At 47.2% G+C, this 20,517-nt stretch carries 22 protein-coding genes; 9 read left to right on the forward strand and 13 right to left on the reverse strand.

Annotation, left to right across the window (positions count from 1 at the left end):
* Nucleotides 1–69: 69 nt before the first annotated feature.
* Nucleotides 70–642: an SMEK domain-containing protein gene (locus QUA71_RS20465; RefSeq protein ID WP_333287785.1), complete on the reverse strand. Its 573-nt coding sequence runs from the start codon at nt 640–642 to the stop codon at nt 70–72.
* A gap of 132 nt (nt 643–774) precedes the next feature.
* Nucleotides 775–1,263, reverse strand: coding sequence for a hypothetical protein (locus tag QUA71_RS20470; protein ID WP_333287787.1), 489 nt, complete (start codon nt 1,261–1,263; stop codon nt 775–777).
* Nucleotides 1,264–1,581: 318 nt separating this feature from the next.
* Here QUA71_RS20470 and QUA71_RS20475 point away from each other — a divergent pair, with 318 nt between their 5' ends.
* The 4 genes from QUA71_RS20475 (at nt 1,582) to QUA71_RS20490 (ending at nt 5,948) form a co-directional block, all read left to right on the forward strand.
* Nucleotides 1,582–2,697 carry an SPFH domain-containing protein gene (locus QUA71_RS20475; protein ID WP_333287789.1) on the forward strand — a complete coding sequence of 372 codons (1,116 nt, stop codon included), beginning with the start codon at nt 1,582–1,584 and terminating at the stop codon, nt 2,695–2,697.
* Nucleotides 2,698–3,096: 399 nt separating this feature from the next.
* The gene (locus QUA71_RS20480; RefSeq protein WP_190743449.1) at nt 3,097–3,414 is read left to right on the forward strand and encodes a YkvA family protein; all 318 of its coding nucleotides are present in this window, start codon (nt 3,097–3,099) and stop codon (nt 3,412–3,414) included.
* A 516-nt stretch (nt 3,415–3,930) separates the two neighbouring features.
* Complete coding sequence (lpxD, locus tag QUA71_RS20485; RefSeq protein WP_333287792.1) at nt 3,931–4,971, forward strand: UDP-3-O-(3-hydroxymyristoyl)glucosamine N-acyltransferase; 1,041 nt, start codon at nt 3,931–3,933, stop codon at nt 4,969–4,971.
* 92 nt (nt 4,972–5,063) lie between these two features.
* Nucleotides 5,064–5,948, forward strand: coding sequence for a CPBP family intramembrane glutamic endopeptidase (locus QUA71_RS20490; protein WP_333287794.1), 885 nt, complete (start codon nt 5,064–5,066; stop codon nt 5,946–5,948).
* Nucleotides 5,949–5,979: 31 nt separating this feature from the next.
* Here the strand turns inward: QUA71_RS20490 and cbiE are convergent, their stop codons facing one another.
* On the reverse strand, nt 5,980–7,284 hold the full coding sequence (cbiE, locus tag QUA71_RS20495) for a precorrin-6y C5,15-methyltransferase (decarboxylating) subunit CbiE (protein ID WP_333287796.1): 1,305 nt from the start codon (nt 7,282–7,284) through the stop codon (nt 5,980–5,982).
* A gap of 278 nt (nt 7,285–7,562) precedes the next feature.
* The gene (locus QUA71_RS20500) at nt 7,563–8,303 is read right to left on the reverse strand and encodes a DUF1868 domain-containing protein (RefSeq protein WP_333287862.1); all 741 of its coding nucleotides are present in this window, start codon (nt 8,301–8,303) and stop codon (nt 7,563–7,565) included.
* Nucleotides 8,304–8,479: 176 nt separating this feature from the next.
* Here QUA71_RS20500 and holA point away from each other — a divergent pair, with 176 nt between their 5' ends.
* Together holA and QUA71_RS20510 are read left to right on the forward strand one after the other, a co-directional pair.
* Nucleotides 8,480–9,457, forward strand: coding sequence for a DNA polymerase III subunit delta (holA, locus tag QUA71_RS20505; protein ID WP_333287798.1), 978 nt, complete (start codon nt 8,480–8,482; stop codon nt 9,455–9,457).
* A gap of 229 nt (nt 9,458–9,686) precedes the next feature.
* Nucleotides 9,687–10,676: a hypothetical protein gene (locus tag QUA71_RS20510; protein ID WP_333287800.1), complete on the forward strand. Its 990-nt coding sequence runs from the start codon at nt 9,687–9,689 to the stop codon at nt 10,674–10,676.
* 515 nt (nt 10,677–11,191) lie between these two features.
* On the opposite strand, the gene QUA71_RS20515 is transcribed toward QUA71_RS20510, so the two are convergent.
* From QUA71_RS20515 to QUA71_RS20525, 3 genes are all read right to left on the reverse strand, one after another.
* Nucleotides 11,192–11,647, reverse strand: coding sequence for a DUF4383 domain-containing protein (locus QUA71_RS20515; protein ID WP_333213678.1), 456 nt, complete (start codon nt 11,645–11,647; stop codon nt 11,192–11,194).
* 98 nt (nt 11,648–11,745) lie between these two features.
* Entirely contained in the window at nt 11,746–11,964 is a 219-nt protein-coding gene (locus QUA71_RS20520; RefSeq protein WP_333287802.1) for a chlorophyll a/b-binding protein, read from the reverse strand.
* Nucleotides 11,965–12,397: 433 nt separating this feature from the next.
* Nucleotides 12,398–12,547, reverse strand: a complete 150-nt coding sequence (locus tag QUA71_RS20525) for a hypothetical protein (protein ID WP_333287804.1) — start codon at nt 12,545–12,547, stop codon at nt 12,398–12,400.
* A 592-nt stretch (nt 12,548–13,139) separates the two neighbouring features.
* On the opposite strand from QUA71_RS20525, the gene QUA71_RS29335 reads away from it, so the two are divergent.
* Together QUA71_RS29335 and QUA71_RS20530 are read left to right on the forward strand one after the other, a co-directional pair.
* Nucleotides 13,140–13,286, forward strand: coding sequence for a PIN-like domain-containing protein (locus tag QUA71_RS29335; RefSeq protein WP_445243810.1), 147 nt, complete (start codon nt 13,140–13,142; stop codon nt 13,284–13,286).
* A 248-nt stretch (nt 13,287–13,534) separates the two neighbouring features.
* Nucleotides 13,535–14,362, forward strand: coding sequence for a phospholipase (locus tag QUA71_RS20530; protein ID WP_333287807.1), 828 nt, complete (start codon nt 13,535–13,537; stop codon nt 14,360–14,362).
* A gap of 98 nt (nt 14,363–14,460) precedes the next feature.
* On the opposite strand, the gene QUA71_RS20535 is transcribed toward QUA71_RS20530, so the two are convergent.
* The 5 genes from QUA71_RS20535 to QUA71_RS20555 form a co-directional block, all read right to left on the reverse strand.
* On the reverse strand, nt 14,461–15,423 hold the full coding sequence (locus QUA71_RS20535) for an aldo/keto reductase (RefSeq protein WP_333287809.1): 963 nt from the start codon (nt 15,421–15,423) through the stop codon (nt 14,461–14,463).
* Nucleotides 15,424–15,522: 99 nt separating this feature from the next.
* Nucleotides 15,523–16,638, reverse strand: a complete 1,116-nt coding sequence (locus tag QUA71_RS20540; RefSeq protein ID WP_333287810.1) for an SDR family NAD(P)-dependent oxidoreductase — start codon at nt 16,636–16,638, stop codon at nt 15,523–15,525.
* Nucleotides 16,639–17,120: 482 nt separating this feature from the next.
* Nucleotides 17,121–18,158 carry a hemerythrin domain-containing protein gene (locus QUA71_RS20545; RefSeq protein ID WP_333287812.1) on the reverse strand — a complete coding sequence of 346 codons (1,038 nt, stop codon included), beginning with the start codon at nt 18,156–18,158 and terminating at the stop codon, nt 17,121–17,123.
* 166 nt (nt 18,159–18,324) lie between these two features.
* Nucleotides 18,325–18,564 carry a hypothetical protein gene (locus QUA71_RS20550; RefSeq protein WP_190655907.1) on the reverse strand — a complete coding sequence of 80 codons (240 nt, stop codon included), beginning with the start codon at nt 18,562–18,564 and terminating at the stop codon, nt 18,325–18,327.
* A gap of 242 nt (nt 18,565–18,806) precedes the next feature.
* The gene (locus QUA71_RS20555) at nt 18,807–19,247 is read right to left on the reverse strand and encodes a vitamin K epoxide reductase family protein (RefSeq protein WP_333287814.1); all 441 of its coding nucleotides are present in this window, start codon (nt 19,245–19,247) and stop codon (nt 18,807–18,809) included.
* A gap of 739 nt (nt 19,248–19,986) precedes the next feature.
* On the opposite strand from QUA71_RS20555, the gene QUA71_RS20560 reads away from it, so the two are divergent.
* Nucleotides 19,987–20,127 (forward strand): hypothetical protein, encoded by a 141-nt coding sequence (locus tag QUA71_RS20560; RefSeq protein ID WP_333287816.1) that lies wholly within the window; start codon nt 19,987–19,989, stop codon nt 20,125–20,127.
* Nucleotides 20,128–20,247: 120 nt separating this feature from the next.
* Here QUA71_RS20560 and QUA71_RS20565 read toward each other — a convergent pair whose 3' ends face one another.
* Nucleotides 20,248–20,400 (reverse strand): hypothetical protein, encoded by a 153-nt coding sequence (locus tag QUA71_RS20565; RefSeq protein WP_333287818.1) that lies wholly within the window; start codon nt 20,398–20,400, stop codon nt 20,248–20,250.
* Nucleotides 20,401–20,517 lie beyond the last annotated feature (117 nt).

Raw genomic sequence — 20,517 nt, forward strand, 5'->3', positions numbered from 1 at the left:
CATTTTCGGGTTCTATATTTTTTACTTCGTTCAAGTCAGTTACATGATACCTCATCTTTCTGATAAAGGCTATATCTGCTTAACCTTATCGACTACCTCGCGATCGGGCTGTGTTATTTCTGGGCAAAAGTTTTCCTCTAAAATGTTTTCAACTTTGCGTGTTCTATCGATTTGGAAGTTAGAAACCAATTGAAGGATATCTCGATAATCCCAAATATCTTGTTGTGGGTCAAAATTAAACTTTCCATTAATTATTTTATTAATCTCTGTAGGGGAGTAAGAATTTTGCTTTTCTCTCAAAATATAAATAATTAACTTATCGTACTTTTTGTATAGCTTGTCTGGATGTTCAATGAACTTTTTCAATGTATCTTTAACTTTTTCAAGACCAGGCGTAGCTGTAATTTGAAAAGCTACTCTTGCCGTTTCATCACCTAAATCAATGCTGGGGAAGTTACTCCCTTCTGTAAAATTCAAATTTTTCAGATTTTTATAGCCATAAACCTCAGCAATGATAGGTATCATTATACTTTCAGCCACCTTGTTAAGGTCTGTTTGGCCCATTGCCGTACCACCTTTAATTTGGGTTACGAAAAGAGACATCAAGTAGTTAATTCTCTTTTGTGATTTCTCAAGATTCATACTCTATATTTAGAAACTAATTTACTTCTTGTTATTATTGTACATTACAAAGATTGTTGTAAGCGCAAAATCATCAGCCTTGAGTAAAAAAATGCGAGACAAATTGGGACACTTAAATTCAAATTCTGCTTTCTATACATTCTCTTCAATCGCGTAGCCTTGATTTCTCCCCCAATCTATCCAAGCTGATGCCATCTGTTTCACCCTTCCCCTTTGTTCTGGTTTAATGGGATTTTCACCCGTAATTGCACTCAACGCCGATAACCAGTAAAGGGGCTTTCTCTTCAGTTCCGATAGCAACAGCGGCACGATGTGTGTTCCCATACTAATAATTTCCTGATAGGCAGGATGCTGAGACATTTGGGCAGTAGAAGAAAGTCCAGCCACATCTTTCTCCCAATCCGAGGCTAGTGCATAAAAATTGTCAACTATCTCAGGGGGAATTTTAGCATTTTTGTTGAGAATATCTTGAGCAGTATAGGGTGAAAGACTTTCTGGCTGTGCGAGTAAGTTTTCTATGCCTATTAAAACTAATTCTTCTATCGATACATTCAAGTCGTTGGCGAGTTTTTGTAACTTCAGGAGGCGCTCATCAGAAAGGGCGATCGCGATCGTGTTCATCTGACTTACTAACTAGCATGATGCCTTAAGTATAGCCAATAAATTACTCACCTTTAGTCACCGTTAAACCAAATTTTAGGGTGCGTTAGACATTAATTCTTTCGAGTTCAACAGGTTTGAAGGATCGGACGCACCCTACGAACAGTATTTCCATCGTCCCCACCATCAACTAGATGCAAGCTAGATCCAGTCCGGCCTGAATCGCGGGGAGTCTAGAAGTATAGAATAGAGGTTGCGAAACCGGCACACCGCCCGATCGCTCGCCCCCAGCAATTTGTTACCCTAAAAATAGAATCTCCCCTCCCTCAACTCCCTCCCATGAACAACGCTTCTCCCCTGATTCAAACGATAACTCCAGAACGCTGGGCCGGGTTTAGTATGGACTTTATAGGGGCGGGTTACACGGGTTTGTTGGTCAAAAACGGCCGCGCCGTGCGTACCCTGAAATCCGGGCGGCATTTCAGCTTCGCCCTTCCCCTGCTGGAACAGTCTCAAATTGTCCTCGTAGACACCAAACTCCGCAATTTGGATGTACAGTCGCACGGAGATTTTTTGTCTAAGGATCGATTTTTAATTGATGCCACTCTGACTGTTATTTATCAAGTTATAGATCCGAAACGAGTAGCTTTGGAATTGTCCGATCCTCTAGCTGTTTTAGCAAGTGCAGTTAAGGATTGTATGGGATTAGCGATCGGGCAAATACCCCTACAACAGCTTATCAGTCAAGGACGGCTGTTGCTGCGCCAAAATTTGCTCGATCGCGTCCAAGATTTTTATACTCTGGGTTTTAACTTAGAAGACGTGCGAATTGGCGATGTCAGCTTTCCCGAAACCAACGGAGTTATTCGCCAAGTTGAGGGAATGAGTGCCCGACAGGAAGCAGAAAATGCCGCCGCCCTGCAAATGAGAATTGCCGAAGCAGGCCGTCCGATTGTTCCTCAATCTCCCGTACAGCAGTTAAACTTAATTTCAGGTAATTCTCCTGCGAGTCTTCCAGCTTCTGACACAGCAGCAGGGTTCGATCGAGATTTACAACGACTGACACAACAACTTGCTCAAAACAGCCTCCCTCCTGGGAGAAATCCTCCCCAACTTGCACCAACCGTACTCGCAAGCAGCGATCGCAAAACAACCGCATATTTAATCTACAAACTTTCTGGAGAGGCGATCGCTTTAACGGCCAATCCCTTTACAATTGGACGCGAACCAACCAACACTTTAGTATTACAAGATCCGCAAAGTTCGCGCTACCACGCTCAAATCCGCCGCGCCACTGACGAACTTGGCAAACAGCGGTATCAGCTTGTCGATAGCGGCAGTTCCAACGGCACTTTTGTCGGTGGGCAGAGGCTGGCGGCTAACGAGCCTTTTTGGCTGCCAAATGGCTGCGAAATTGCGATCGGCGACCAAAAATGGATCTTTCAAAATTCGTGAGTAATAGATGAAGATTTTTTTCAACAGATAAACGCAGATGAATCCCATCGGCGTTCATCTGTGTTTATCTGCTGACATCTGCGGTTGAAAAATCCCAATCTAAGTAACTTGCTTTAATGACGATATACAAGTAATAGATTCCTAATCTACCGTCAACAATATGAATGTTTTTTTAAACCGCAGATAAACACAAATTAATTCTATCGGCTTTCATCTGTCAGATTTCTGTAGGGGCGTTGTCAAGAGTCCCCGCCCTTTCAACACAGCTTGACAACTTTTCCCTCCCCAATTCCCTATACTCCCAGGTAGAAGTCTCTTGCCAACCCTAGGGGGGATATCTCCACAAGCATTTTGAGCGACAATTTGTCAAGATTAAAAATATAAGTAGAGGACAACCCCATGAACTTTTCTATACAATCTGTTTACAACTGGTACCGCGACACCCTCCGCAACCCCAAATACCGCTGGTGGATTATTCTGGGAACGCTGGCATATTTGATAAGCCCGATCGACATTGCCCCGGATTTCCTGCCAGTCATCGGTCAAATTGACGATGTGGCGATCGCTGTCTTGCTGATTTCCGAAATTTCGCAAATGTCGATCGACTACTTTAAATCCCGCCAAACAGAGACAGCCTCAGCATCCGAAGCCACCGGTACCCATTATTCTGAAGCCCAAGGCAGCACCGTTGACGTAGATGCAGTTTCTGTAAAATAATTGCCAAAAATAATCGAGCGCTACCACCCCGACTTCTTCAAGAAATCGGGGTTTTTGTTTTTTAAATGGCAACTGCTCAGATCGTGCTCCAAAGCTGGTAATTTTAACTTTGACATCCTCACCGACCTAAAGGCACGGTGATTCCAAGAATCACTTCTTGAACCTTTCTGCTTCTTAGCAGCGGCCTCCACCCTCAAGGAGATTTGGTCTTATGCTCGCTCCAGAGACTAACCCCGCAAGCCCTGCGGTTTTTACGTGTCGAATACCAAAAGGAATTCTTGTATACTATTTGATTCTGGGGGTGTTTACCATTGCCCCATCCTCTTTTCCCGGTCTACCGATTTTTCTTCCCCGTTGCAATTGTTGCAAGCTTTGGAGACGCGGGTTTATGTCTCCATCGTCACGGGTGGGTCATTGACCACTCAAATCATACCAGTAAAGCCGTCCTAAAAGGACGGGGTTTCTACCCAAATTTTCTGATAATCCATCTGTGTTAACAACAAATTTTTTTTAGAGATGAAGTTTAGCGAAATAGTACAAAAACTTAACTTAGCCACCAGTCGCACCCTCACAGCGTCGGTTGCTGCCGATCCAGAAATTACAGGCGCGACCCCTGTTGATGAAGCTGCACCCGGTACTATCAGTTACATAGAAGGTGCTAAATTTGCCGCTCATACAGCCACTACAAATGCTTCGGCTTTAATTTTACCCTTAGATGAAAGTCTCCAAGCTCAATGTGACGATCGCAACATTGCTTGGATTGCCGCAGCAGATCCGCGATTGTTATTTGCTGAAACGATCGCCATTTTCTATCAACCGTTTCGCCCAGCATCCGAAATTCATCCCTCAGCCACTGTTCACCCATCAGCAGAAATTAGTGAAAATGTCTATATTGGCCCCAACGTCGTTATTCAACCAAAAGTCAAAATTGGCAGCAACGTTTGCATTCATCCAAATGTCGTAATTTACCCAGATGCGGAAATAGGCGAAGGCACTGTTTTACACGCTAACTGCGTCATTCACGAACGTACTCGCATCGGGGCAAATTGCGTGATTCACAGCGGTGCGGCTATTGGTTCCGAAGGTTTTGGGTTCGTGCCGACAGCCACAGGATGGGTGAAAATGGAGCAGTCTGGCTGCACGGTATTAGAAGAGGGCGTTGAGGTTGGCTGCAACAGCACGATCGACAGGCCCGCTGTCGGAGAAACCCGCATCGGGCAGAATACAAAAATCGACAATTTAGTACACGTAGGTCATGGCTGTCAAGTAGGGAAAAATTGTGCTTTTGCCGCTCACGTTGGCATGGCTGGCGGGGTAAAAATTGGCAACAATGTAATTTTGGCTGGTCAAGTGGGAATTGCTAATCAAGCCAAAATCGGAGATGGGGCGATCGCCACTGCTAAAGCCGGAATTCACAGCGATGTTGCAGCAGGGGCGATCGTGACGGGCATTCCAGCAATTCCCCACAAACTATTTCTCAAAGCCACAGCCGTTTACAACCGCTTGCCCGAAATGTACCAGTCTCTGAGGCAAATTCAGCGCAAGCTCGATCGGTAGTCAATTGGCAGTTGGCAGTAGTCAGTAGTCATTAGTTAACAGTTAACAGTCAACAGTCAACAGTCAACAGTATTATAGTTGCAACCCCTTAAATGTGGAATAGCATAAACAACCTGCGACTGCTGTCGCCGTCAATACCAGCAATTGTCAAAATAATCTTGTTTTTCTCAACTTGGATGGTTGTGTGGCTTCCCGCAGCGATTGTGCTGGCGATCGCCCTCAAATGGCATCCGCCCCAACCCCTGGGAAACAAAAAACTACCTTTACTAGCTTCCCTCTACGTGATTGTCCCCTTCATTTTATGGGCGACAAGTTGGATCGAAAACACATCTTTTGCCAACTGGGGTTGGGATTGGCAACCCGCAGTTTTGATGTCATTACTGCGGGGATTAGGATTAGGAATAATCAGCTTAGTAATTTTATTCGGTCTGCAATTAAGCGCAGGCTGGATCGAGCTAAAAAAAAGCGAGACTTCCACCGAAACAGGCGAAAAAAAAATTAATCCTTGGGCTTTAATTTTTAACCCTGCTAGTCTGCTGACTCTGTTATTAGGAGTGTGGATTAGCGGCACAGAAGAGTTAATCTTTCGCGGCTGCTTGCAAACAATCCTCCAGCAAGATTACTCTGTGCTAATGGCAGCAGCGATCGCCAGTTTCATTTTCGCGATCGCCCACCTAATTTGGGCAGCCAAAGAAACTCTACCGCAACTGCCCGGATTGTGGCTGATGGGGATGGTTTTAACATTAGCCCGCATCGCCGACAATGGTAGTTTGGGATTGGCGATCGGCATTCACGCAGCTTGGATTTGGGGTATAACTACCGTAGATACAGAAGGCGCAATTAAACCTACTTCTACCGTACCAGAATGGATTACAGGAATCGCCGCCAAACCGCTAGCAGGTGCAGCCGGCATTTTATTGCTACTAGCAACCGCAACCTTACTCTTCCTAACTCAAATCAGCGTTAATCAGCCCTAATCAGCTTAAATCGGCGGTTAAAAATCAGACATTAATTCAAGTGTCGATCGATCGTCACAATCGAAACCGGATTCAGCGCGTCAAAACGAGTTGAATTTCCCCCAGCCACAGAACGCGATAACTGCACTTGCACGATTCGGTAGCTCCAGTGCGGTTCCCGGCGCACGCGATCGCCCATCCAGCTCAAAACAGTAGCAATATCCTCAAAAGCATCCAACGCAAGCACGATCGAGCCTCCAGGGAGCAGCCGCAGGGCGCAAACGCCCAAAATTTTAGTCAACCCTCCGCCACTACCGCCAATAAAAATCCGGTGCGGAGGACGCAAGCGGTGCAAGATTTCCGGGGCGGTTCCGTAAATCGAGAACACATTTTGCAGCCCAAAACGGCCGTAGTTGAACTCGATCGCAGAAGTACCAGAAACCGTTTGTTCGATCGCGTACACCTCAGACTGCGGGAATAAACGAGCAATTTCGATCGACACAGAACCGTTACCAGCACCCACATCCCAGACAACTTGTCCCGGTTGCAAAGCCAATTGTGCCAACACCAACACCCGCACTTCCCGTTCAACCGTCAAACCCGGCTTGTCGCCACAACCGATAAAAGCTGCATCTGGTATTCCCAACAAAGGCAACTTTTCCAAATCCAAAGGTTCTGCCCTCGGCGGGGGTTCCCGCAGCATCACAACCACGCTCAGCGGTGCAAAAGACTCTCCCAGCAAAGCTGACAGAGAACGCAGGCCCACCCGCTCGTCAGCAGCACCCAAATTCTCGCAAACCCAAAACTCGTAGCGTGTAGGCAAATCTAGAGCTTTGACCAAATTTGCCAGGGCCGCCGGAGTATGAGTTTCGTCGGCGAGCACCGCAATTTTCTCGACACCGAGTTTGAGTTTTGCCGTCAGTTCCTCAAAATAACGTCCTTGAGAGCCAACAAAATGAGCGTCTTGCCAAGGGATATGCAAGCGGTTAAAAGCCAACTGCACAGAACTGACATGGGGGTGAAAAGTCAATTCTTCTGCCGGCAATTGGGCAATTAACAACTTCCCCCAGCCGTAGAACAGCGGGTCACCGGCCACTAAAATTACGATCGGTTGAGTACGGGGTTCCACCGTCCCCGCAGAGGGTTCTAATTCGGGTTCAGTCGCCCACCAGCGCCGAATTTCCAGAATTGCTTCGGTCAAATCTTCCAACGCCCAGCGCTCTCCGTCGTGCTGGGGAAAATAGCTCAAATGGCGCTCGCTCCCTATTAGCAGAGCGGCCATTTCTACAACCTGCCGCGCCGATTCGCTCAGCCCAGCAGCTCCATCTAAACCTATACCAACGACGTGTACTGTCACTTTTTAAGCAAAAAGTAAAAAACCAGAATTACTGATTTTTCCTGGTTTTTCATAAATTTTTTCCTTGACTTTACTGTCAAACAAAAATAATTAAAGCATTTAATAGGCAATATCCTGACTCTTTTCACAGGGGAGAGGGGGAGAGGGGGCGAGAGAGTGGGAGAGTGGGAGATGGGGAGAGTGGGAGATGGAAAAAATCTTCACATCGATCCTCTTCCCTCTTCCCTCTTCCTTCTTCCTTCTTCCTTCTTCCTTCTTCCTTCTTCCCTCTTCCTTCGTTAAAACTCAAACACAGGCCAGTCCGGTTGCCGGAGGTAGGTGGTCATGTCGTCAAACTTCCGCAGTTCCACTCGGTTTACGGACAGTTCTTGCGGCGTGTCCAGCCATTGCTCGTTTAACTCTGACAGCAAAGCGCACAAGCGAGCGCGGTCAAGGTTCGGCCCGATGTCCCCAAAATAACCCAGAGTAATGTGTGCCGTAAAATGATATTGCTGTTCAATTCCCAAAGCCATTAAATCGGGATTTTGATAGATCGATCGGCGAAACTCCAGAATTTGCTTGTAAGAGTTTTCGTCCGTCGGTGCCAAACAAACACCCACAGCTCTAGTCATCACCATCAACCCCAGCACTATCCAGCGAATGGGAGCGCCGCCCGCCAAGGGTTTGCAGGCGGCAAAACGATCGGCCATGCGCGAGCGCAGTTGCTCCTCAAATTCGGGATTTTTATCAGAGGCATCTCGAAAAGCGCTGCTCCAAATCAAATCGGCTACGGTTAAATGGAAGCTATCAGGAGGCAGTGCCACGATCGCACCCTCCCCTATTTCCTGCAATAGCCGTTGTTGGCTCGAGTGCAAATTACTATAAAATGCAGCATTTTCTGCATCTTCCCCCGCAGGGGGCGTAATCACCGAATAACCTGGAAAAGGTACCGGATCTCTCCGGCCTGTTTCGTCGGGCTTAAATTTTGGAGATTCCTGAATGTGTTCCACCTGGGACTTGTAGGAGTCCAGCAGCGTCATTCGCGCCACCCGATTTACGTAAGCTTGATAAGTATCATCCAATCTTGATTTCCTCGCGGTGACATACTCCCACACCAAATTTTATATTATGGCGCGGGCTTCCAACAGCCCTATTCAGGATATGTTGGACAAGCCTCGCGTGCAACTGTGATTTTTTTGGCTACTGAGCGTTTTTCATGCAAATTTACCTGTTTTGGGGGGAAGACGACTTTGCGATGGCGCAAGCTGTGACAAGTTTGCGCCAAACAGTCCTCGACCCCAACTGGGCTAGTTTTAACTATGACAAGATTATTGCCGATTCCGCCGACGCTGTGGTCGAAGGGCTTGATCGAGCCTTAACGCCGCCCTTCGGTACCGGCAGCCGTTTTGTCTGGCTGGCAAATACGACTTTAACGCAGCAGTGTTCTCCAGAACTGTTAGCGCAATTTGAACGGACGCTGCCGGTGATGCCCCCTACCACCGTGCTGCTGCTGACATCCGTCAAAAAACCCGACAGCCGACTCAAATCTACCAAGTTAATTTTCCAGTCCGCCCAAGTGCGGGAATTTTCACCGATTCCGCCTTGGAATGACAAAGAATTAGCCCAGCGGGTGCGCCAAGTCGCGGGCGAAATGAACGTAAAATTGACCGCCACAGCGATCGAACTTTTGGCCGAATCCATTGGCAGCGATACCCGCCAGCTATACAGCGAACTCGAAAAATTGCGACTGTTTGCGGGCAACCGCAGCCAACCTCTGAACCCGGAAGAAGTTGCCGCACTGGTGCACTGTCACGCCCAAAATACCTTCCAGCTAGCCGATGCGATTCGCGAGGGCAATACCTCCGCCGCTTTGGATTTATTGGCAGGCTTAACTAGCCGCAGCGAGCCTGGTTTGAGGATTGTCGCCGGCTTGACTGGTAAGTTTCGGATTTGGCTTTGGGTAAAGGCAATGATCCAAGCGGGCGATCGCGATGATAAAATTGCTCAAGCTCTAGATCTCGGCAATCCGAAACGAGTATACTATTTTCGGCAAGAAGTCAAGAACGCCAGCTTAGAAAAACTGCAAAAAAGTTTGCCTTTGCTGCTAGACTTAGAAGCTTCTTTGAAGCGGGGGCGGGAAGAAAACTCAACCCTGCAAACCAAAGTTATAGAACTTTCTAGCTTGTTTCGCTGATGCGCGACAGGGCACAGGAGCGGCGCTTTACTGTAAATTTTTACAACAAATTTCGATAGCGGCTATGTGCTTGATGCCGGATCGCGGCCCAAAAGGTCAATAGATACTAGAAATAGTCTCAGAATGCCAAAGTAGAAGTTAATGTGGTAAATAAATATTGTCCGCCGAATGCCGATCGGTTAATATTATTTGCCGGCTCTCCACCCCCCCCAAAAAAAGAGCGCTACCCATGACACAACAGAACCCGCGGGAACTGCTCAAGCAAGGCGATCCAAACGCGATCGCATCTAGCATCAACCGTACACTCAAACCCAAAGGCATCAACGCCGATGTGACGCGGGACAACGGCTGCCTCCACATAATTCTGGAGGCAGACAAAGTACCGGATCAAATGGTATTGGTCGATTTCATCCGCACCGGCATGACGAAGCTGGGACTCGAATCAATTCACACTGTAAAAGTTTACGGGCGTCGAACAGGTGACGGATCGCCTGCGTGGGAAGATGAAATTGATCTGATGCCTGCCGATCCCATGCCTTACCCCTTGGATAGTGGAATGCCTGACGACTCTGTAGGTTTAGATGATGTCGAGCCCGAAGGCGGAGACTATTATCAAGAAGGAGAATTCGATCGAGATGACGACGAGGAAGACGAAGACGAAGACGAAGATCAAGCCCCGCCTCCGAAAAAACAATTTCCCAAATGGGTAATACCTGTGGGTATCTTAGTACCTCTGGCGGCGATCGCAGGGCTTTTCTTTACTAAAACTTTCCCATTCGGCGACTCGAACCCAGAACCCATCGCCTCCGAAGCTGCTTCCCCCTCCCCCCAACCCTCATCTCCCCCTTCTAAAGCCGCTGTATCCTCTCCAGCCGCATCTCCAGGCACCCCACAGGCAGCCTCCCCTGCACCAAAACCCGCTCCCACTGCTGCTGCGCCAGCAAGCCCATCTCCAGCTTCTCCTGCACCAAAAGCCGCCGCGCCTAAGCCTGACTCTTGGAGGGAAGCGGTTAACACAGCTCAGAAGGCAGCAATTTCCGCCCAGAAGGCTCAGTCTCAAAATGAGTGGATCGCAGTAGCAAGCGAGTGGCAGCAAGCGGTTAAGCTCATGAGAGCCGTACCGTCAACCAGCGCGAACTATCAAAAGGCTCAGCAAAAAGCGGCAGAGTATCAGGCTAATCTGATTGTTGCCAACCGCAGGGCGGCAGCAGCGCCTTAATAGTTTTGAGTTTTGAGTTTTGAGTGGAATACTCGATGTGCTAAAAGTCAAAAGTCAAAAGCCAAAAGTAAAAAAACTTGTTTTTACTGAAAGCTTTCTTACTTTTGACTTTTTTCAATGTTATTTAAATTTCATTATTTAACTTGACCTATTGCTTTAACTCCAAAAGCTGTAATTATTTTTCCTTCAATCGTTTTTAATCTCCTTCTAGTTTCATTTGGGAAACGTCCTACTCTGACGAGATGTTGCTCAACGAAATTGAAGCACAGCACGGGGTATGACCAGACCCAAACCAAGTGGTCCCGACAATACCGTAAGCCGCGCGATCGGGTATGTTGCAACTAGCACCGATCAGACACAAACCCACTCCGCAAAATTCGCTGTATGTAGGCATAAAAAAAGTAGTCTTACAAAGACTACTTTTGCATCCTATAATAAGTGCCAAGGAGCGCAGATGAAATAATTTCCACCGCTAAGCATGAGAACCCTTTCTCTACTTCGAGAAACTCTTCGAGTTACACGCTAGCTTGAACACTCGATGAACTCTGCATACTGATTTCTCCTGATTTCACAAATCCGTAGTAAAAAGCGACGGCAGCAGTAAGGGCATTGAGCCAGATATTATTTCCAAAAAGTGGTGTAAGCCCGAACAAGGTATTTGCAAATGGCAGCAATCCTAAAATTGCACCTGCTGCATAAAGGATAGCGAAGATGCGATTGAACACAATGGCTCCGCTTAAGCTAGTAAATGCCGCAATTCCCCAAACACCCACTAAAATGCCAATTGCATTATGAAAATAGTTGGTGGGGAATACCCCGAATATATAGCCAAAGCCTGGTACGGAGGTAAAGTTCTCAGAGGGAGTGAAAAAAGCAGGCACAAATCCAGCTACGCCCAGTAACAAGAAAAGGAGACCTAGACTCAGAGCACCGTAACGAATTGAGGAATTTGAAGATGTTGATGTTTGCATGGCAGTATTTTGATTTTCAAAAATTTTTCGTGTGGACTAAACAAGTGTTTTACTGCTGTTAGAGAAACACAAACAGCTTGTAACTGACCATTCAACTCCTAGCGAGCGAGGTGGAGTACATCTCGAAGAACGCTATAACCAGCCATATCCCAAAGAAGATAGGCGACAAAACCAAGCATTGCTAGACGACCGTTCCATAGCTCTTGCTGCGGGTTCCAACCAAAAATCCAGGCATTGCGATCGGCACCGTTATAAGCCGGAGTGATCGTAGGGACTTGATCGGTATTGATTGTTGAATTCTTCGTTGAAGTCTTCATAGTGGTGAGTAGTTTTTAACTATTCTGTTTCGATTTCATGGTATCGAGTATATTTGCTGGTATGGTCTACCATTAGACTTAAATTATCTCTATATCTAAAGATTGGATTGATCAGGCTCAACTGTTAATAATGAGCATAAAAAAAAGTATCCTTGTTTACAGACAATATAGGGGAGGCAATCCCGAACTCTTATTCTTGATGATTGACTTCAGAATCGATTGGAAGTTTAATTGCGTCAGTATCGGGTAGCATTCCTTGAGCATCGCTAGCGGGTACGTCTGGATTGTTGTGAAGATATAACGACACCTTTTTCCGTCTGCTCCCCATCGGCCGAATAAGAGCCTGCAATGGTTGAAGATCCAACAGTTTTGGTCTCATCTGTTCGGTTGCGGATGAGAAATTGGAGGCGATGGGATGAGCGATCGCTTCTCCCTATGGGTTTGTGCTGGTTCCTGCGGTAATGTTGGCATCTAAAACAGCACTTTCACCCGCATTTGGGGGTGCAAAAAGTTGAGCCTGTTGAGATGCGTTAACTTCTTGATTTGGCTGACTTGCTTGATTAGGCATGGATACGCTACTCATTTCTAATTTCTCCGTAAATCAGTTAAACAATTACTGCGGTATCAATCTCTCCCCTTCCACTTCCACTGACTTCAGAACCTATCACCATCAGCCACAACTGCGGTAAAATACTTATCGAAAGCCAGAGTTTCCAGGCTTTTGCTTCAACCTGCATTCAACGTACTCAAGCTTAAACTCTTACTGAGCAATTCTTTTCTTCTTAACGCTATCTCGATTACCATTGTCACCTCATCCTACTGAGGACACAACCTATTATAAAGTCACTTTGAAAAAACGAATAAAGTCGCCTTTGCTTTACGCTCCTACCTGAGAAGGACGTTGTAAAAAGCACGAGGTGTTAATCTTATTAGGTAGAGGCAAGAGCCATCGTTATCTAACTTTTAATAACATTTCCGACTCATTATTTGGACGGCAAAATACTAGGATAAAAGGAAATCGCGGCTACGCTAAGCCCCCTTACCCTATGCGCTATCGCTAACGCGAGGCTAACGCCAACGCGCAGGCTTCGTCAACATGGAGGGGGCAGAAGTTGCTTCGCTTCTATTCAACAAAGCCTGCCGACCCCGACCCAATTGAGTCCGCACAGGCGGGCTTGGTTTGGGGAGCATCGAGACTTCCAGTTTGTGGGCGATTTGCTACCGCCACGCGAGAGAGATTTTTTGAAATTCTTAATCGCTTGAAGAAGCAAATTTGGATACCCTATCAAACGACTTATGAATATCAAAAAAATCGCCTCTAGGTTATAGTCGCCGATTACCTGAAAGCTTATCAACCAACAGTTATTTCTTTTCATCTTTTCAGATCAGCTTGCGATCGCAGTTTCTTGCCTTCCGGCATACCCCCGAAAACACCTTCCTTTTTTACCTTACAAGGAACGCTCACTATGGCTAATCGAGAACATTTTGCTTATCTAGTGCAAGATGTCATTTGCTCTCATTGGTGGCGGGATAAAAATTCACTTTTCACAACAGGAGAAGCAAGGGCATCATGCTCAAGCAGAAAACCGACATCGGTTCGCGATTAAGCCGAAGGCACCTACTTGGAATGTTTTTGGTAGGCATCACTGGGGCGATTGGATCAGCCTGTACCACCAACTCTATGGAGAGAATTACATCAATGAGAACAGACAAACCACAAAATCAGGATCAGGCATCTATGAACGGACGCCTGCTGGCACGACCAACGCAGCCTACGGGAACGGCACCAAGCGGTCTGCAACCATTGGGACTTTCCACCAAGCGCGATGGACTCCTCTACGTGCCTAAAAATTACCAAGCTTCCCGACCCGCACCACTGGTGGTGATGCTGCACGGCGCAGGTGGCGACGCACGCGGCGGTCTGACTCCGTTCCAAAACCTCGCCGATGCCACTGGACTCATCCTGCTGGCACCTGCCTCGCGCCGCCAGACGTGGGATGTGCTGGTCGGTGGGTACGGCCCCGATATCGCCTTGATTGACCAGGCGCTGGCGCAGACGTTCAGCCGCTACGCTGTAGACCCTACCCGCATTGCGATCGAGGGCTTCTCGGACGGGGCTTCCTATGCCCTAAGTGTCGGCATCACCAACGGCGACTTGTTCAGCCATGTCATAGCGTTCTCGCCGGGGTTTATGGCACCAGCTTCACAGGTTGGCGAACCGCGTCTGTTCATCTCGCACGGCACGCGAGACTCTGTTTTACCGATCGATCCTTGTAGCCGTAAGATAGTGCCACAGTTGCAGGGTGCTGGCTACGATGTGGTTTATCGGGAGTTCGACGGCCCCCACACAATTCCCCCTGCGATTATAGACTCTGCACTAGACTGGTTCACGGCGTAGCAGGCTATTCTGAAGCAGGTGGCGATGATATCGAATACTACAGCGGCTTTTGTGTTCATGGAGAGTAAATAAATTTAGATTGTACGAGCTTCTCTCGATCACGTTCGCATCAGTTGCTGAATGCGCTGTGGCTCCTTTCCAAGCCAATCTAGATTCTGGGCAGTGCTGTCGAAAATTGATGAAGTTTTGAATGGCTCAAACTCGCCGCGTGATGCTGCTTCTGCCGTTTTTGCTAACAGCGATCGCACTTGCTCGTCATTCATTGGCTGGAACGTCCGCACCGCCTCAAACGCTTGATCGAGAATCTCCATGCTGTCAATTCCCGTAATCACAACCGATGTAGGTAGATTCAGCGCATAGTGCAGACACTCTATTGGCGTTACCGTATTTGACCGTAACAAAATCCCGTTTGCCATGCTTTTCATGCCAAGAATGCCGATGTCCTGTTTAACCAGTTCTGGCACAACCAGCTTCGCAAAGCTTCGGTAGTGTGCATCCATCACATTCAGCGGCAACTGAGCTGCATCAAATTTAAACCCATAACTAGCTGCAACTTCCAGCATATGCAGATGAATCTGGGGGTCTTTGTGTCCGGTGAAGCCAATATATCGGAGTTTGCCAGCTTCCCGCGCCTCAATTAAGGCGGCATTTGCCCCTTCTGGATCGAAAACTCGATGCGGGTCCTCGAACCGGAGGATTTCGTGGTGCTGGACGAGATCGATGCAATCAACTTGCAGGCGTTGCAGTGATTCGTCTAGCTGTCTTGCGGCTTCTTTCTTGGAGCGACCGTCAATTTTAGTCATCAGGAATACTTTGTCTCGGTAGCCCTCGCGGAGAGCTTTCCCCATGCGAATCTCGCTGGCTCCACCGTTGTAATCCCAACTGTTATCCATAAAAGTGATGCCGCGGTCGATCGCAGTCCGAACAATCCGGATACCCAGTTGCTCATCAACATACTTCAATCCGATGTGCCAACCACCCAATCCGATCGCAGAAACCCTCTCTCCTGTGCTGCCAAGAGTTCGGTATACCATTTCTGAGTTTGGCGTACTTTGTGACATCTGTTCTCCTTGTTTTGCAGCTATTGCTTTTGTATTAACAGCATTGGACGATCGCGCCTATCGCCTAACGTCTGTGAAAGAAAACCGCGCGCTTTCGGCTCACCCATCCTCACCGTTCGACACAGATGATCGGTAGCTCGATCGCTCAGCGATTCGATCGCCATCCGGTTGCTCTCGGCTCCCCATCTCATTGTTTTGCAGTGCCGCTTTGTCACTCAAAGAGGTTAACAGCGAAGGCGATAAAGATGAGTGACTGTCTTTTCCAAAAGCGCGTTCAGTACCAATCCCACCTGTTCCAGGTAACAACCGATTAAACCAAGCGATCGCAGTGGTAGAAAGCCCTGGAAAAAGAGCATAGAGTCTGGCACTAAACCAAGTCCAAAGTGGCACAATTACCTCTGCATCACCCCGTCGAAATCCAGCAATCGTCTCACGAGCAACTTTTTCGGCACTCGTCGAGATTAAGGGCAAGGAATCAGCAATGCTGAACCATGTAAACTCCTTGCGGTGCTGACCTTTGAACATAGCGTGGTCTATCACGCCCGTGCGGATGAAACCCGGACATACCGTTGTGACAGCAATCCCGTCCTTTGCCAGTTCTGTCCGCATCCCTTCCGACAAACCCGTTAAGGCAAATTTGCTGGCGCAATACGCCAACATATGCGGAGAAACTACCTTGCCGCCGATCGAAGAGATATTAACGATGCGTCCAGCCTGTCGTTGACGCATTTCCGGGAAAACCGCATAAGTAGTGTATAGCGGTGCCCAGAAATGCAGCTTCATCAAGTCGTCGTAGTCCTCCATCGTCAATACATCCATTGGCCCCACAAGGTCGGTGCCTGCGTTGTTAATGAGGATGTCGATCTGACCGAAGCGATCGCGCACCTGCTGCACCATCTGCTCAACCTGGGAGCGATCGGTGACATCACACGGAACAGTCAGCACCTCTCCACCGCACTGCTCCAGCTCGACACGCGCCCTTTCCAGCTCTGCGCGATCGCGGGCACAAATTGCCAAACGCGCTCCTTCATGCACCAACTGGCGCGCCATAACCAAACCAAGTCCGCGAGAACCACCCGTAAGCAGCACCGTCTTGCCTGTGAGATCGTATTGACGTTCGCGCCACGATCGCACCACCCAAAGCACGACGAGCAAAGCGCCCACGCCAACTGCAAAAAGAATAAGAGGATTCTGATTATCTATATAGGAATTCATGGTTAAAACTCAAATGCTGATGTGTTGTGAAGCGCAATCTACCCTATTACCTGAACCTGATGCTAAAACCCTAAACTTCTCCTCTGTTCTGACTAAGAGGTTGTCAAATTTTAGCTACTGCTGTGGCTAATATGATAGTTATTGTTAACTTTAAATGTAATTTAAAATACAAATTTTTATTTTCAAATCGCTGCCAGTTCACTTTCCTAAGCGAGTTATTTGTATCCATTTAAAATTAGCAATACCTATCTACCTCTTCGGTTTATGTGGTCAGCTATACTTTTTTATTCTAAACAGAAGTTGCCCTCAAGGGAGAACTTCTGTTTAGAAGCTGCTGTTATGGCGATCGCGGTTGGCTAGAGAGTGGGAGCTAAAAAGCTATTCTCTTATTGCACAATCCGCTGCACTCTCAATAAAAAGCCATCGCTCCGCTTACCGGGGAATGCTTTGTCTTGTAATGAGAGGGTTGGCTGTTATTGCAATTAGGTTGCCATTTCTTGCTGAATCCTGCTCTTGGCAGCTTTAAACTCGGTTGCCATTTGCTCTTTTTGCTCGTCGCTGCAATTGTTGTCAATCGCCGAGAACATGGTGGATTCTTCTTGGCGAATGTGGTCGCCAACCGCCTCCATCAGGTCTTTAATTTTCGATCTAAACTCGTCAGCATTAGTGGGGTCCATAGCCTTAATTTCATCGAGCATCTGCTTCATTTGCGCTTGCTCATCGTACAGCTCTTGAGTGTTGTCATCGCCGTAGAACGAGCGAACTTTGGGATAGACGACTTCTTCTTCAGCTTGAGCGTGTACCAACAAATCTTTGTAGAGTTGTCCGAAATACTCTTGGAGCTTTTGAGGATCTTTAGTAGCTCCGATTTCGGTGAAGATAGTATTCGTCTTGTTGTGATCCAGCCGGATGAGGGTCTGGATGTTCATATCTTGTTTGTCACTGTTTTGGGTGGCTATGCTGCCAAATACACCCGACAATGCAGCAACTCCATCTTGCACCCGGGCCCAGAGTCCCTGGTCGGCGTCTTTACCAGTCATTTCGCGGACACCCACCAATTCGAGCATTCCTTTGAGTTGTTCTTGGTGAGCGCGACTTTCAAAATTGACGGTATTCAAAGGGCCAATTGCCACTTCAATATCAGCTCCCACCTTCTGAGCGGCTTTGTGAATAATGATTCCACTCATGGCTTGAGCATGCTTCATCAGTTCGTGGTGAAGGAGTTTCTGATAATACGTAAACTCCTCGCCTGACATCATCTTCTCAAACTGCGGAATAAATATCTTGGTCGCAGCACTAGGTTCAGCTTGAATGCCGTATTGAACGATCACCGTCTCTATAATGCCCAGGTTTTTCTGGTCATCTTCAAGCATATTCTGGAGACGCTTGCGCACATCGTCATCAGGGCAGGCATCTATTAGCTTTTGATCGTTGGAGATAATTAAATTTTGAAAGGCTTTCAAGTCTGCCAATCTTTCGCCGATCGCAGCCCGTTTTGTATCGTCTAACGTTGTAACCATGTTTAGTTATCCTCGGTTAAATAATCTGATTGATATTTGTTGCTATCCTGTTGCTCAGGCGATTTGGGTTCGGCATTATTTGCAAATAAGGCAGTGTCTCGACCACTTTATCTGCTGAGCTACCTTTCATCTGCATCACAAATTTGCGCGATTTTCAAGAATCTTTTTAACGGGAGTCAGTGCCTTGATTTGGACTTCCAACAACCTTGGGAGCCGCTCCAGGAGCTTCAGGTTCACTACCGGGACTAACGTCAGTACCGGATTGTTGGCCGGTCATGCGATATCTCTCATCCAGTGGAGTTTCACCCTCTTCTGTGGTCGGTATACTTGTTTGGGTTCCAGGATTATCTTGAGGGTCATATTTTGCATCATCTTGCCGAGTATCTGGAGGATTCTGTGATGTCATGATTTGCACTTGTCTTTGACCTTACTCTACAAGGCTATCATTCAGTTTCAAGTAGGTGTTCTATCCTTAGACATGACTCGTTCTACCACTAATTCTAGAGGGAGTATTGAGGGAGAAAAATTGGACAAAATATGTATGTTGCACAAAATATGTATGGGCAATCATTCTCCATCGGGCTTAACATTTGCTGTACGCCCAACACCGCTGTAGAAAATCATCCGTACTTTTCCCCGCTGTATCGATTACCGTGTGTTGCCCTGTGCTTCGGTGTCCCGATCGCGGCGTCCCAGCAGGGTGCCAACAGCGGTAAGAACCTCCGGCACTGCGAGTACAATGGAGGCGATCGAGCAAACCGTCGCAACTTGGCAGTATTCACAAAACGCCTTGTTCTCGCTCCATTCCTCACGAGCTAACTCGACATTGGTCACCCCGTCCAACACGAGCTTGATACCCATTGCAATTGGTAGCAAAGGGTTGCGCCTAGCGCGGTCTAGACCACCTGCAGCAGCTAGCCAAGCAGTGATGGCATAATTAGCCACCATTATTGGCCCGTCGGGTGAGTTGAATTTGTTGTAAGCGTAATTAGAAGCGTCAACGCGGTCTGCATTGAAAAGCTTTTGTCCCGGCGGATCTGGTAGGTGATTAACGATCCGACTCTGGTAGAGTGTCACGGCTTGTCCCATCGAACCCCCAAGCATAGATAAGCCGATAATCCATCGCCGACGGTCATGTGAGGGTTCTTTCCTTGACGCAGCTCCTCACTCAGTTGTTTTGCGTCCATAAAGCGCAATTCTCAATAATAATAACGTATGCGTTAACGGTCACATCAGCCATACACGAAGCGTTTCAATGAAAATGAATAGGATAGGCACTAGGAACCCAATTCAACGACGCGATCGTCCTGCGCTGAAAGTGTATAGATTTCTCATCATTTTATGGATTCAGTTTGATGCGTACCACTTACCTAAGAGGTACTTGTAAATAAAGCGCTGTATTTCAAGCTCTTGTATAGAAAAGCTTCAACTCGGTTAATATTATGTCCCTTCTTTAGGTAGACCCTTAGACAAAGTAACAGGATTAAAGTTTAGTAGAGGCATTTGTACTGACTAAAATCCTTTTATGGAAAAATGAAGAAGAAATTTTTGTATCGGCTTAATAAGTAGGGGGAGCACTTCTTCTAGTTGCCAAGACAAGCCCAAGGGATGAAGAGATGTAGATTTAATGGTGGATACTCTGGGCAACATTCCCGGCGACTTCCTGAATTGGGAGTTCTTGATGTTGAAGCCTTTCCAGTTAGGAGTTCAGAAGTATATTGACCTTCTGGAGAACATCTATTTTGAAAGCAAACTAATCAATTTTATCCGGATGGAAAAGTAGATTTTTGATAGTCCCGACCAAGCTGGAGAGGCTTACCGACTGTTCATGAAAGATTTCTCTCAGGGAAACAAACTGATTCAAGGTCAGGTTGAGATTGGCAACAAGCGAGTGGATATGGGAAACATCCGCATCCCGATTTTGAACATTTACGCCGAGCAAGATCCTCTCCTCCAGCATCTTCCTTAACTCTTAAGACATACATTGCTAGCGAAGACTACACCTTGCGCTCCTTCCCAGTTGGGCACATCGGGATCTAGGTCAGCAATAAAGTGCAGCGAAACCTTCCTCCAACTATTGTCGATTGGCTTAAGGCGCGATCGTAGAAAAACCCATGCTGGTGTTCTGCCTCACCACGATGCCTTCGTTTGCTGCGATCGCCCACTTAGGTGCGTGCAAACGGGTGTTTAATTTTGGCAACTCTGTTTCTTCTACACAACCTAGCTTAACGTTAATATCCATCTAGGAGTAGACAAAAACAGAGCTTCATTGATGCTATTCTCTGAGCATCTATAAAGATAAGCAGTCCCATAATTAAAACGTAATTCAACACCCCGAACTCAGCACGCTAGGGGGGTG

Origin of the sequence: Microcoleus sp. MON1_C5 (assembly GCF_036701875.1) — a bacterium.
Classification (GTDB): Bacteria; Cyanobacteriota; Cyanobacteriia; order Cyanobacteriales; family Microcoleaceae; genus Microcoleus.